Source organism: uncultured Mediterranea sp., from assembly GCF_902493215.1.
In the GTDB taxonomy this organism is placed as follows: Bacteria; Bacteroidota; Bacteroidia; order Bacteroidales; family Bacteroidaceae; genus Bacteroides.
This window is the reverse complement of record NZ_CABUOL010000021.1, coordinates 14,217-26,577: the sequence shown is the minus strand read 5'-3', so window position 1 is coordinate 26,577 and position 12,361 is coordinate 14,217. Positions and strand designations below refer to the sequence as shown.

The 12,361-nt window shown below is 53.6% G+C and carries 12 protein-coding genes; 2 read left to right on the top strand and 10 right to left on the bottom strand.

Translation table 11 applies throughout. The features are described 5' to 3' along the window. Positions 1-16: 16 nt before the first annotated feature. The 7 genes from RDO88_RS11320 to RDO88_RS11290 all read right to left on the bottom strand — a co-directional run bounded on the left by RDO88_RS11320 (position 17) and on the right by RDO88_RS11290 (position 7,989). Positions 17-1,033 carry a FimB/Mfa2 family fimbrial subunit gene (locus RDO88_RS11320; protein WP_307759480.1) on the bottom strand — a complete coding sequence of 339 codons (1,017 nt, stop codon included), beginning with the start codon at positions 1,031-1,033 and terminating at the stop codon, positions 17-19. Between the two features lie 32 nt (positions 1,034-1,065). Then, entirely contained in the window at positions 1,066-2,007 is a 942-nt protein-coding gene (locus tag RDO88_RS11315; protein WP_307759479.1) for a fimbrillin family protein, read from the bottom strand. 159 nt (positions 2,008-2,166) lie between these two features. Next, positions 2,167-3,018, bottom strand: coding sequence for a DUF4469 domain-containing protein (locus tag RDO88_RS11310; protein WP_307759478.1), 852 nt, complete (start codon positions 3,016-3,018; stop codon positions 2,167-2,169). A gap of 115 nt (positions 3,019-3,133) precedes the next feature. After that, positions 3,134-4,126 carry a fimbrillin family protein gene (locus RDO88_RS11305; RefSeq protein ID WP_307759477.1) on the bottom strand — a complete coding sequence of 331 codons (993 nt, stop codon included), beginning with the start codon at positions 4,124-4,126 and terminating at the stop codon, positions 3,134-3,136. 91 nt (positions 4,127-4,217) lie between these two features. Continuing rightward, on the bottom strand, positions 4,218-5,282 hold the full coding sequence (locus tag RDO88_RS11300; RefSeq protein WP_307759476.1) for a DUF5119 domain-containing protein: 1,065 nt from the start codon (positions 5,280-5,282) through the stop codon (positions 4,218-4,220). Next, positions 5,282-6,463 carry a DUF3575 domain-containing protein gene (locus RDO88_RS11295; RefSeq protein ID WP_307759475.1) on the bottom strand — a complete coding sequence of 394 codons (1,182 nt, stop codon included), beginning with the start codon at positions 6,461-6,463 and terminating at the stop codon, positions 5,282-5,284. The genes RDO88_RS11300 and RDO88_RS11295 overlap by 1 nt, the downstream gene beginning before the upstream one ends. Before the next feature lie 614 nt (positions 6,464-7,077). Continuing rightward, the gene (locus tag RDO88_RS11290) at positions 7,078-7,989 is read right to left on the bottom strand and encodes a phage integrase SAM-like domain-containing protein (RefSeq protein ID WP_307759474.1); all 912 of its coding nucleotides are present in this window, start codon (positions 7,987-7,989) and stop codon (positions 7,078-7,080) included. A 184-nt stretch (positions 7,990-8,173) separates the two neighbouring features. Here RDO88_RS11290 and RDO88_RS11285 point away from each other — a divergent pair, with 184 nt between their 5' ends. Together RDO88_RS11285 and RDO88_RS11280 are read left to right on the top strand one after the other, a co-directional pair. Further along, on the top strand, positions 8,174-8,968 hold the full coding sequence (locus RDO88_RS11285; protein WP_307759473.1) for a DnaJ domain-containing protein: 795 nt from the start codon (positions 8,174-8,176) through the stop codon (positions 8,966-8,968). A gap of 93 nt (positions 8,969-9,061) precedes the next feature. Then, positions 9,062-10,027: a YitT family protein gene (locus RDO88_RS11280; protein WP_307759472.1), complete on the top strand. Its 966-nt coding sequence runs from the start codon at positions 9,062-9,064 to the stop codon at positions 10,025-10,027. 85 nt (positions 10,028-10,112) lie between these two features. On the opposite strand, the gene RDO88_RS11275 is transcribed toward RDO88_RS11280, so the two are convergent. From RDO88_RS11275 to RDO88_RS11265, 3 genes are all read right to left on the bottom strand, one after another. After that, positions 10,113-10,550, bottom strand: coding sequence for an Hsp20 family protein (locus RDO88_RS11275; RefSeq protein ID WP_307759471.1), 438 nt, complete (start codon positions 10,548-10,550; stop codon positions 10,113-10,115). 263 nt (positions 10,551-10,813) lie between these two features. Then, positions 10,814-11,569 (bottom strand): SDR family oxidoreductase, encoded by a 756-nt coding sequence (locus RDO88_RS11270; protein WP_307759470.1) that lies wholly within the window; start codon positions 11,567-11,569, stop codon positions 10,814-10,816. A gap of 112 nt (positions 11,570-11,681) precedes the next feature. After that, positions 11,682-12,356, bottom strand: coding sequence for an OmpA family protein (locus tag RDO88_RS11265; protein ID WP_307759469.1), 675 nt, complete (start codon positions 12,354-12,356; stop codon positions 11,682-11,684). Between the last annotated feature and the right edge of the window lie 5 nt (positions 12,357-12,361).

Sequence of the window (12,361 nt, the reverse complement as noted above, 5' to 3'; positions counted from 1 at the left end):
CTACTATCGTTACGTGTTAATTGAATGAGGGTACGTCCACGGTGTTCTGTTCCCAAGGCACTACCTCAAATGCTATTTCAATGTGCGTGTCCGTGCGCAGCGTGGCATTGATGTTGACCTGCGTGTTGCGGGCTATGGAGTTCAGCGCACCGTAGTTGTTCACGAATGGCAGCGGCGTATATATTCCCCCTGACTCCGTGGTGAAGCCGATGGTATAGGGTGAGGCCTGCCCAGCGTCTTTCCATGCAAACGACGGATAGATATAGAGTGCCAGCGTTTCGCTGCTGTTACCCTCGATGGGGATATTGATGTTCTCCGTATAGCTCATTTCGTCATATTTCGTGTCGTCGGGCACGTCGAGGCTGCTTGTGTGGAAAAGGTAGAGGCAGTCGCCAAAGAATGGGCCGAACGACATGCTGTTGATGGTGATAGGGTCGCTCAGCGCATTGTTCATCGTGATGTTTAGCTTGGCCACGGCGCGCACCAGATTCACCTCAATTGCCTGTGGCGTATCGGTAGGTGGGTCAATGGTCAGCTGCCCCATCCACTCCATAGGCAGCCCCTTCGTGGTAAAGTCTATTTCCGAGCCGCGCTTGGGGAAGTATTGGTGCCCGTCATCATGAATGTGCACCTTCCTGGTTTCCGGTTCAATATCGGCCTGTAACTTCGCTAGGTCGCTGTAGTCCTTACCCAGGCTCGCCTCGTTGGCTATGACATACATCTGTACCTGACCAACAGGCACGTTGTCTATTGTGATAAAACTGCCACTTGTCAAGTCCTTGAATTCTTGGTTGATGGTGGTTGTCCCATCCGACTCTATGATGACGCGCAGGGTGTGGATTGCGGATTCCTGCTCCTTGGTGGGCGTCGTGATGCGTGTAGCCGCCTCGAGCATGGGGATGTCCAGCCGGATGGTAGCCGTACGTCCGTCGGCCGCCGGTTCGTCAGCCTCACGGGTACAACCGGCAAAGGTTGCCGAGAGCAGGCAGGTGGCCAGCAGCCCCATGATGTAATGATAAGTTGAATGTTTCATATCGTTGTTTCTTTTCATTATTCTCTTTTATATTATCCCCACGATACGGAGGTGTCTTCTTCTTTCCAGTCCGCTACTTTTACGGTGACGGTCAGCGTGCCGCCCTTGATGGTCAGGGTGTAGTGGTAGCTCTTTCCGGCGTCCCATTGGGTGATGGCTGTGGTCTGTAAATCGATGGTGGAGGTCCGGTCTACCGTATCTCCCTGATATTTATAAGCTATGTAGAGCTTGGCGTCTGTCAGGTTTGTGCCCGGTATCAGCAATACGTCGCCCAGCATGTCTTTTTCAAAACCATAGGTGGTGTTGAAGATGAAGTTTTCCAATTTATAAGGAGTATTGGCTTCGGTACAAGATGTTACTGGATCCCAAGTTGCTGTTTGTCCTTTGGTAAGCGTTCCTTGGTAGTTCACGCCATATACCTTGAAGGTGCTGACGGTGGCTACGGTGTTTTCCGACTTTACGGTGAATTTCACCCGTGCCAGCTCGTGCTTGAACTCCATCGCTACTGGTTGTGGATCATTGCCTGCCTCATAAGGAATGCTTGGGGGAATGGCTGTCATCAGGTCCACAGCATCCTCTCCCGTTTTCGAGCAATCGAAGTTCTTGACGGTAAGAGTGCCGTTGCTGAATGTTGTTTTGTCTTTAATTGTCGCCGGATAGACAGCGTAAAAATTGTATGTGCCCGGCACCCAGTAGCGTAATCCGTTGTCGTATGTTCCGTTGGGATGTACGGTTTCGCCTTCAAACAGGGGGAATTCAGGATTATATCCACCCCACACAAGGAAATCGTCGGGCAGACTACCACCATCCACCGCCGCGCGTGTCTCTGCCGCGGGAGTGAAAGAGATGGCACGGGCATCCGTGTCGGGTTCGCCCGTGGCGGTGTCGGTACACGAGGCGAGGGGCAGGAGGAGGGAGGCCGCCATGAGGAGGACGGCTCCGCGATTGTTTTGTTTTGTAAATATCTTTCTCATCTTCTTATGATTGGTGTATTTAATTGTCTATTAAGCGTCCGTTTAACGGACTGTTAAGCGGTCGTTTAATGGACCGTTAAGCGGGGCTTTAACGGTCCGTTAAATAGGGCCTTAACGGACCGTTAAATTCCGCGGGGGGCTGACCGGCCCCAGAAGGGCCTACAGCGGGCTTTCGTCCTGTCCGTCGCCTCCCGTACCGCCGCCCGGTTCGGGCTCTTCGGGGGCGAGGCCTACGTAGACGGGGCGGTTCAGTGTAAAGATTCTTGGAGACTTCGTCTGGTAGTTGCCGCCGGCGTACTGGGTGGTGACCTTCACCGTCCAGGCACCTTCGGTGATGCCTGCGGGCAGGCTGAACTGGAGCTTCTTGGGCGTGTTGGGCGAAATCTTGGCGGCGGGGATGAAGAAGGTCTTCTGCGGGTCGTCCACCGAGGTGAGGGTGACGCCTACTGAGGGGTCGGTGCCCACTACCTTGAGGCCGTTGCCGGTGATGACGGCCATGTCGCCTGCCTCCATGGGGAGGGGTACGCGGGTGACGGCGCCGCCTGCGCCGGTCTGTTCATTGAAGAAGGCGCTGGTCATGCCGGCGATGTAGGGCCCTGTGGCTGCGGGCTGCAGGAAGAGCTGGAGCTTGGCCTGGGCGAGGGCTTCGGTGACGGCGCTGCCCTGGCGGAAGGAGGCGTAGACGCGCACCTTGTCGCGGTCGACGGGCTGCGAGAGTTCGTGTTCCATCACCACGCCGGTGGCCATGGGCTGGGCGTAGCACAGGGGGGTGGAGACACAGAATCCGCTGGCCACGGCCTGTGCCATCACTTCCATGCCCACCTGCAGGGCGGAACGTACCTTGGTGATTTCTTCGCCCAGCCGTTGTGCGGTGGCACGGGCAATGTCGTCCAGGTCGAGCGGGGTGCTCTGTGTGTCTACGCGTACGGTGTAGTCGTCGTCCACGTCGGGCGTCAGCTGGTTGGGGTAGGCCTTCAGATTGAGGTCCATCGAAAATTGATTCTGTGCCATAATCGTTCGGTTTTAATGGCTAAAGTTTCGGGTTCGCTTGTGCAGCGCGGGGCTGCGTTGTGCCCGGGTGGGCGGTCAGGCCCGCCCGGGCTGTGATGGTTAAATAAAAGGGTGATTAGTTTTGGGGATCCGGATTGATAGGAGTTGTAGCACCACCTGTTGTCCAGTCGGAAGCTGAACCTGTGAATTCGATAGGTTTCGGGTCTTTTCCCGGATCTGGAGTCACGATGTTCTCATACTTCAATTCGGCTGTATAAACATATTTTGTTTGCGGATCCCATTTGGTGATACCAGTTGTCGGTACGGTAGCTGTGACTTTACCTGTTTTGATATTACTACCGTTGGCATCGGTAATTTCGGCGGTAGCAGTAATAGCAAATGCATCTACATCCTGTGGAATTACATAGAATTCTGCAGTAGAAAGACCTTGGGTTCCATCAATTACTGTTAAGACATCTTTGAAAGCAGTGTAGTCACCAGTAGCAGGTTCATCGGCAACTTGCTGAGTACCATCTACCCACTTGGCATTAGTGGTAAGGCCTGCAACCTTGAAATCTTTCAATTTTACGGTTACACCACCAAGGCTTTTCACTTCTTTTGTAAACTTGAATTGGATTTTAGACAGCAGGTGGGTAAAGTTGAGTACTACTTGAGTATTGTAGGTTGCGGGGTCGGCTACTACAATACCATTACCATCTTCACCTTTATTTGCAGCAAAAATCACATCACTTTGCTTATCTGCGGCAGAGTTAACAGCCAATGTCAGCTTACCAGCAGCATTGTCCCAAGTTGGAGTAACACCGTCACCGCCAGCATATCCGGCAAAGAACCAAGTACCTTTTGCCCAGTATTGTGTAGGACTATAACCCCAAGCGCTTCCGCTTTTTGTTACACTGATTTTGTTGAATACAGCATTTGTTCCATAACCACCATACACATAGAACTGTTCGAATGAAGTTGACGTAATGTCGTCAGCTTTCGTAATGTTGTCAATACCGGTTCCATTGAATCCGATAGCGCGGCTGTCCGATATGTTCAGCACTTCCTCGTTTGTACAGCTGGCCAGCACCATTGCGGCTACGCCCAGCATCATTAAACCTTTCTTCATAATCTTAATCATTTAAAGGGTTAATAAATAAAGTTAGTTGATTAGTTAATTGGTTTCTTAAGTTTATAATTCCATTATCCATTCTTCATTCTCAATCAATCGGCAGGGGTACCTCGATGACGTCACCCCAGTCTTCCACATCGGGATCGAAACCGCCGGAGCCTTCGGTACCGTCTTCATCGGAAATCTCGATGTCGTTGAACACCAGGATGCCGCCGCGGGGCTGGATGCGCATGGCGGCGCTTATGTCGCGGTCGAAGGTGAGGTGCTTGCCGTTCTTCAGCATCACTTCGAGGGTGAGCACGCAGTGCATCTTCTCGGGGTCGTCGGTATACTCGTTGGTCTTATAGGCAAAGTTGGGCACACCGAAGGTGAGCACTTCTGCCGTGCAGCCCTTCTCGTCCACCTTGCAGTCGAAGAGCACGGTGGCCGCTTCGGCGTCGGTGTGGCCGTCGTTCAGGAACACCTTCTCGGCCATGCCGGCCAGGGCTCCCTTGGCCTGTGCCACGTACTGCAGTCCCGACTTGAAGCGGTAACGTATCAGATACGTGTAGGTACGGGGGTACATGGTGGTGGGAAGGCCGTCCGGCGTGAGCGACTTGTGGGCCTCGTAGCTGGGCACGTAGGAGGCGTAGAGCACATCGGGCGGGGTGATGGTGCGCTCGTCGGCGTGGGTCTGCGGGGCCTGGTAGCTGGCGCGGGTGCGGGTACGGGTGCTGGCCGTGGCCGAGGCCGAGTTGTCGGTACCGTCGAAGACGATGTACTCCGTGTCGTTGTTGTAGAAGAGGATGGAGTGCGTGCCCTCGGTCATGGAGATGATGCCGCCGTCGCTCTCGAGGTTGCTTACGGAAGGCTCGTCACCGGTGTTGTAGACGATGGAGCGTATGCCGTCCGCCACGTCGGGGCGGAACTCGTCGTAACTGCGGGGCCATCCCTGCTCTTCCCAGATGGTTTCCCAGTCCGGCTGGATTTCACCTCCGGTGTAGGGGTTTTCCCATTCCTGCATCCATTCGGGCTGCACGTCGGCCCTCACGGAGGGGGCGTGGTCGGCATGGTTGTAGCACAGGTCCTTGCGACAGCCGGTAGTCAGCACCGCCGCCAACAGCATGGTTCCGGCCAGTGCGATATTCTTCATTTTTCGTTCTTCATTCTTCATTATCTGTTTCCTCCTTTCTCCGTCCAGCGGCCGATGTTCCATACAAAAGCGAATTTCAGTTTCAGCGGGCCGAAGTAGTTGGTCCGGTTGGTCTGCTGGTAGGCGTAGTGTCCGTCTGCCGGTACATATTCTTCGTACTTCAGGTGCGCGTAGCCCAGGCCGATGCCTGCCTCGAAGGCAAAGTACTTGCCCACGGGGAACATGTAGCCGTAGCTGAGGCCCACCATGCCGCCCTCGCCGCGGTAGCCGGTCTTGCCGTTCTCGAGGTCGTACCAGCCCGGTCCGCCGAAGAGGCCGAGGTAGTGGCCCTTGCGGGCACCCTGCGGCTTGAACCACCAGCGGGCTTCGGGAACGATGGTGGCCAGCTGGTAGTACTTATGCTTGCCGTTGTTGTGCCACCAGGCCATGTTGCCCTCGATGGCGGCCGAGAAATGTTCGCTGAAGCGGTATTCTATTTCGAGTGAAGGCATGAGCACGGCGTCGTAGAGGAGGTTCGACTTGATGTACCAGGGGGTAGCCTTGTAGACGCGGGTGCGGGCTTCGGCTTCGCGTGCCAGGCTGTCGGCGGCCTGACGGCGGCGCATCTCTTCGGCCCGCTGGAGGCTGTCGCGGCGCAACTGTGCCAGGCGTTCGGCCTCGGCGCGTGCGGCTTCGATGGCAGCCAGACTGTCGGCACGGAGGCGTTCAAGGCTGTCGCGGCGGGCCTTCAGGGCGCGCTGTTCGGCCAGATATTCCTCGGTGAACTGGATGCCCATGAGGGCTACGACGTCGCGGATGCCGTTATAGGAACGGGATGAGTTGTAGGTGCGGTAGTAGTCTTCCTTCATGCCGTGGTGGGTGATGAACCACGACTTCACCTGGTTGGTGCGGTTCTTGGCTGCCTTCAGGTTTTCGGCCTGGCTGCCGTAGGATCCGCAGAAGCCGCGGATGTACAGATAGGCCTTGCCCGAAGTGATTTCTTCGCGGTGGCGGTCGATGAGCGCGGCGGCTTCGGTAATGGACTTGTCATTCCCTCGGAAGGGGGAATAGAACATGAGCTTTCCGGGAACGAACCGGAAGAGGATAGCGGAATCACCTGTCTGCTCCACAGGTGTCTGCCGGTTTTGGGCTTGCGTGGGCTGGCCTGTGCAGAACAGCAGAAACAGCAAGCCGGACAGTGCAAGATGTCGGACTCTACACATAAGATTTTTTCGTTACAGTTTTACAATGGGTGTCCGTTACTTCGTAGGTAACGGGAGAGTGTACTTTTCTTTTGCCTTGACGCAAAAGAAAAGATACCAAAAGAAAAAGTCAAGGGCTGAACCTCCGGGGCTACTCCGTTCCCTCCTTTTGCTAAAAGGCAGAAACTCGCTGCGCTCAGACAGTCTGCCTTTCTTTACGCAAAAGGAGGGACTCCGCTTTACGCCCCTCCGATTAGGCCCCGGCTGCGCATGGAAAGCCTACACGCCGCATGGTGGACCGGCCTCACCGTAGGGGCGTAAAGCGTAAGGCGGCTTTCAGGCGTGAAGAAGGACAGGCTGTCTGAGCGCAGCGAGTTCCTGTCCTTTAGCCTGAAAGCCGTCTGGAGTAGCCCCGAAGGTGCAGACGGGGCCCTTTCTTTTTGATATCTTTTTCTTTCGGGCAAGCGAAAGAAAAAGTATAGTAACTTTTTTGAAACCTGAAATGTTAAATCAATGATTTTGCTTGTTTATTATGTAAAAAAGGCCGTCCTTTGTCGCAACAAACAATCGCAAGTCCCGTTACCTACGAAGTAACGGAATTCTTCATTTTCCCTCTCTTGTGAACCAATATGAACTTAAATGGACAAATACGATAGAATACTTCTGTTCATGTCGTGTATCCGTTCATCAGAATGTCGTTTGAAGTAAGTTTCCGTAATTTTTACAGATGAATGCCCCATGGCGTTGCTGATGAGTTCCGGCTGGAAATCACGGTAGTTGGCCAGGGTGGCCCAGCTGTGGCGGGCTGCATAGCTGCTGAGCTGTATACCGGCCTTTAGGGTGGCAGCTAGCTGCTTCAGCCGGTAGTTGAAGCGGCGCAGGGCAACGGTGTATTGACGGTAACCCTCGGCCCCTGTGCCGCGGACGAAGGAGAAGAGGTAGGGCGACTCGGGGTCCCGGCTCTTCAGGCGCTCGATGAGCTTCATGGCCTCGGGCTCGACACGTACCGTGAGCCAGGCACCCGTCTTGCGGCGGCGGTAGGTCAGGAGGTTGCCGTGCAGGTCGCAGCGGCGCATGTAGGCGATATCGACAAAGGGGATACCGCGCAGCATGAAGAGCAGTATGAAGAGCAGGCGTGAACGTTCGAGGCTTTCGGATGCGGATACGGGCTTTTGCAGGCGGCGGAGTATCTGCTCGTCGAGGGCCCGCTTTACCGTGACCCGCGTGCCGGTATATACTCCCTTGAAGAGGCGCGGGCGGAAGGGGGCGAGGCCTTCGTCGACGGCTCGGTAGTAGACGGCGCGCAGCATGCGCATGTAGGTGGAGATGGTGTTCCAGTTGAGCATACGTCCCAGCAGGTAGTTCTGGAAAGCTTGCAGCCACGTGGGGGTGATGGCACTGAAGGGGAGCGGCCTGCCGCCGACAAATTCGTTGATGCGGTTGAGGGTACTGCGGTAGACGTGGGCCGTGCCGAGCCGTTCCACGTTCTGGAGGCGGGCTGTCACTGCGGACATGTAGGCGATGAAATCTTTTTTAGAGTTAGTCATGGATTAACGGAATTAGTTGTTGGTTAATATATAAATATGTATAAATAGTGTGGAGGTGAGTATTGTTTGTTTTGTTTCGTGTGCAAAAATACGATTTTGCGCTAAATATTGTTCCGGCTCTTTGGCAGACCGCCGAAATTTACGTTCCTTTGTTGCCGGATTGAATCAAACTATATAGATTATTATGGGATACGGAAAATGGATAGGCGGCGTGGTGGGCTTCATGGCTATGGGTCCTCTGGGTGCGCTGGCCGGTTATGCGATAGGTTCGCTGTTCGACAAGGCTTCGGACGCGGAGGCACAGGGTGCGACAGGACATGAGTACTACGGGCCTACATCGGCCGGTTGCGAGGACTTGGGTCAGCGCAACAGTTTCCTTTTTGCCATGCTCGTCATGGCTTCATACATCATCCGAGCCGACGGGCGCATCATGCACAGCGAAATGGAGTTTGTGCGCCGTTTCCTGCGGGTGAATTTCGGCGAAGGTGCCGTGGCCGAGGGCGAACAGATTCTGCTGAACCTCTTCGAACGGCGCAAGCAGATGGAACGCACCAATCCGATGGCATTCAAGAACACCATCCACGACTGTGGTGCGCAGATTGCTGTCAACCTGACCTACGAGCAGCGTCTGCAGATGCTGGACTTCCTGGTGAAGATAGCGCAGAGCGACGGCAACGTGTGCCAGGCAGAGATTGAGGCGTTGAAGGAGGTGGCGGTGGCCATGGGACTCTCGGTGCAGGAGGTGGAGTCGATGCTCAACCTGCGCGGCAGTTCGCTGGAAGATGCCTACAAGGTACTCGAAATCTCTCCCGAGGCTACCGATGCCGAGGTACGTGCGGCCTATCGCCGGCTGGCCTTGAAGCATCATCCCGACAAGGTGGCGGCGCTGGGTGAAGACATCCGCCGCGCTGCCGAACAGAAGTTCCAGGAAATCAACGAAGCCAAGGAACGCATCTACAAGGCACGCGGACTGAAGTGAGGCAGGACGGCTTCATGCGATTTTTTTTCCATCGGATAGTTGCAGCAAAGGTTATAGATTTGTATATTTGCTGCATAAAAATAAAACAATCGTATGAAGAAAATAATCTGTTCGTGGGTCAGCATTCTGTTCGGATGCTTCATTCTTGCATCCGGTTTCGTGTTTTTCATCAACCCTTATAACATTGTTCCGGGAGGTGTGTATGGGGCGAGCATCGTGCTTCACAATTTGTTCCCTTCCGTTCAGGTGGGTACGTTCGGCTATATGTTCGATGTACCTTTGCTCATTCTGTCGGTGGTGCTGCTGGGTGCCAAGCTGGGTACCCGGACCATTGCGGCCGCTCTTGTCACTCCGCTTATCATGAACGTGCTTTCGCGGGCTGTTTATCCCACACAGGAGGCGCTTGAAGCACTCGACCCCTCACAATTGCTGGGAGGATGCATCGACTTTTCTGATCATCTGATGCTGACGGCCGTTGTCGGTGCAACGTTGATTGGCATTGGGTCGGGCATCGTGGTGCGCAACCAGGCCACAACGGGAGGAACGGATATTGTAGCCATGCTGTTGCAGAAGTATCTGCACATCCGCTTCTCGAACGGCATTCTGCTGGCCGATGCGGTAGTGGTTTGTTTTGGTCTGGCAGTCATCGGTTTTGGTATCGGCAGTGCCGAAGACATGGAGCAGCCTGCCCTTTTCCTGTCGTTCTATTCGCTGGTTGCCATCTTTGTATGTTCGCGTGTCATTGCTTTCATGATCAATGGTGCGAAGAATGACAAGCTGATTTTTGTAATCAGTGACAAGAAGATGACCGAACTGCACAAATACATTCTCGAAGAGCTGGACCGTACGGCCACCTGCATCAAAAGCAGCGGCCTTTATACAGGGGCAGAGAAGGAAATGTTGTTTCTGGTGGTAAGCTACAAGGAAGTGAACGGGGTGAAGCTCCGTATCAAGCAGGCCGATCCGCGTGCATTTGTGGTGGTGACCGATGCTTACGATGCCTTTGGTGAGGGCTGGAAGCAGTTGCCTTCTTCGGCCAACGAACTTCAGCCGGAGTAATACAGGCAGTATATACAAAAAAAGAAGGCCGTTCTCCTTTGGTGGGGAACGGCCTTCCTGTTGTCTTTACCGGAAACCGGACTGATTAATGGATTTCAATCACACGGTTGATTTTGGCTTTTTCTTCGGGTGTGCGTTTCGGCAGGTCAATGGTCAGCACGCCGTCGGTGACGTTGGCGCTGATCTTTTCCTTTTCGACATCCTCGGGCAGAACGAATGCCTGCTGGAACTTGGAGTATGAGAACTCGCGACGCAGATACTTCTTGTTCTCTTTGTCTTCTTCTTTGCTTTCGTTCTTCTTCTCCATGGTGATGACCAATTCGTTGTCTTCACTCAGATGGATGTTGAAGTCGTCCTTGGTCATACCCGGAGCAGCCACTTCCACCTTGTAGTCTTTTTCATTCTCAATCACGTTGATGGCAGGAGCAGTAGCGTTGGCTTTTACCATCCAGTCGTTGTCGAAGAAATCGTTAAAGATACTCGGTAACCAGTTCTGATTGTTGTACTTTCTAATCGGCATCATAGTTGTAATCTCCTATTTTAAATTGTTTATTATCAATTTTCTTCTGAACCCCTCTACCTTTCGGTTTCGTTGTTCGCAAGAGTATTTGCAAACTCTGTGCCTGTTTGACGAAATGTCAGTCACAACACCCAGTTGTTTAAACTTGCGCAAACATTTTTAATCAGCCGGTCTGTCGTTTTAAATCTTTGCATACTTTATTGATTGTTCGTCGTTGCCGGCATGGACATGCCGGTCGTCAGATTGTCACTTTTTCGGCAATATTGTCATTTTTCCAGCCGCCATCCTTCGTCGTTGTGATAGACCATCAGGTGGCTCATACCTCCGTCTACGGTCAGATTGATACCGTTGACGAAGCTGTTCTGTTCATCACAGAGGAAAAAGGTGGCCCGTACGATGTCTTCCGGTTCGCCGACGCGTCCGGACGGATGTTGCAGGCTGTCACTTGTTGTATAGTGGGGCTGGGGCGTTCCTTCGTGGAAACGGGCCGTTTCAATCCATCCCGGTGCGATGGAGTTGACGCGAGCAATACCGGACAGGCTTACGGCCAGTGCATGAGTCAGGGAGGTGATGCCGCCTTTGGCCGCAGAATAGCTTTCCGTATCGGCTTGTGACTGGAAGGCCCGGGTGGACGAAAGGTTGACGATGGATGCACCCGGAGCGAAGTGGGGCTTCAGACGGCTGGCCAGCCAGAAGGGGGCAGCCACGCCTACGCGTTGTACATAGAGGAACGCTTCGTATGAGCACCCGGAGAGGATGCCGCCATTCATCAGGCAGGCGTTGTTTATCAGATAATTTACCTGCTTTTCCTGCTCCAATATCCAGTCGACAAAGCTGTCGATGACAGTTTGTTCGGCAATGTCACCTTGATAGAAATGAATGTTGGGGTCAGCAGGATGGTCGGGACATGTTTTGTCGATAACGTAGACACGGGCTCCTTCGGCACTGAAACTTTCGGCCAGGCAGCGTCCGATGCCGGCTGCCCCTCCGGTGATTACACAGACTTTTTGTTTGAATTTCATGAGGGTAAAGATGATTTTATGAGCTGACAGATGGGTTAGTGGATAAAAAAATGAGGCTATGTCGATTTATGGCACAGCCTCATCGGTTGGTAATGAGAATCTTATTATCTTATTATTGTTGGGCTTCGGCCTGTTGGATCATCTCCTTGCTGGCATACATGTAGATTTCCACACGGCGGTTCTGGTCGGCCGACTTGCTTTCGTCGTATTCATCGTAGGCCACACCTTTCACCACCTTGAACTGGGCGGGCGAAACGTTGCAGTCCTGCAGATAGTTTTCGACGGCGTATGCACGGTCTTTCGAGACTTTCACATTGGCTTCGTATGTACCCACTTTGTCGGTATGGCCGATGATGGCAATGTCTGTAGTCGTATCTTCGCGCAGAATCTCAGCCAGTTTGCGGAGCGATGCCTTGGCATCGTTGCTCAATGTCGAAGAGTTGAATCCGAACAGAATGCCCGAGGTGAAGGATACTTTGACTGCATCCAGTCCGTTGGTATCGGTCACTTTTTCGACTTCGGCTCCTTCAATCTTGGCAGCTTCTTCCGCCTTCTTGTCCATCTTGCGGCCGATGACAACACCGGTACCAGTTCCTACAACGGCGCCTACAGCTGCACCGATGGCGGCTCCTTTTCCTTTACCTATCAGGCCGCCTATCAGAGCACCGGCTGCTGTACCCGAAGTACCACCGATGATACCTCCTTTCGTTGTATTGTTCATTGTTCCGCAACCGCTGAGCAGCAGACTTGCACAAAGCACGCCGGCCATCACTTTCACATTTTTCATTTTTC

Excerpts from the sequence above, each read along its gene's own strand:
- RDO88_RS11320 (WP_307759480.1), bottom strand. The coding sequence starts at position 1,033 with ATGAAACATTCAACTTATCATTACATCATGGGGCTGCTGGCCACCTGC.
- RDO88_RS11315 (WP_307759479.1), bottom strand. The coding sequence starts at position 2,007 with ATGAGAAAGATATTTACAAAACAAAACAATCGCGGAGCCGTCCTCCTC.
- RDO88_RS11310 (WP_307759478.1), bottom strand. The coding sequence starts at position 3,018 with ATGGCACAGAATCAATTTTCGATGGACCTCAATCTGAAGGCCTACCCC.
- RDO88_RS11305 (WP_307759477.1), bottom strand. The coding sequence starts at position 4,126 with ATGAAGAAAGGTTTAATGATGCTGGGCGTAGCCGCAATGGTGCTGGCC.
- RDO88_RS11300 (WP_307759476.1), bottom strand. The coding sequence starts at position 5,282 with ATGAAGAATGAAGAACGAAAAATGAAGAATATCGCACTGGCCGGAACC.
- RDO88_RS11295 (WP_307759475.1), bottom strand. The coding sequence starts at position 6,463 with ATGTGTAGAGTCCGACATCTTGCACTGTCCGGCTTGCTGTTTCTGCTG.
- RDO88_RS11290 (WP_307759474.1), bottom strand. The coding sequence starts at position 7,989 with ATGACTAACTCTAAAAAAGATTTCATCGCCTACATGTCCGCAGTGACA.
- RDO88_RS11285 (WP_307759473.1), top strand. The coding sequence starts at position 8,174 with ATGGGATACGGAAAATGGATAGGCGGCGTGGTGGGCTTCATGGCTATG.
- RDO88_RS11280 (WP_307759472.1), top strand. The coding sequence starts at position 9,062 with ATGAAGAAAATAATCTGTTCGTGGGTCAGCATTCTGTTCGGATGCTTC.
- RDO88_RS11275 (WP_307759471.1), bottom strand. The coding sequence starts at position 10,550 with ATGATGCCGATTAGAAAGTACAACAATCAGAACTGGTTACCGAGTATC.
- RDO88_RS11270 (WP_307759470.1), bottom strand. The coding sequence starts at position 11,569 with ATGAAATTCAAACAAAAAGTCTGTGTAATCACCGGAGGGGCAGCCGGC.
- RDO88_RS11265 (WP_307759469.1), bottom strand. The coding sequence starts at position 12,356 with ATGAAAAATGTGAAAGTGATGGCCGGCGTGCTTTGTGCAAGTCTGCTG.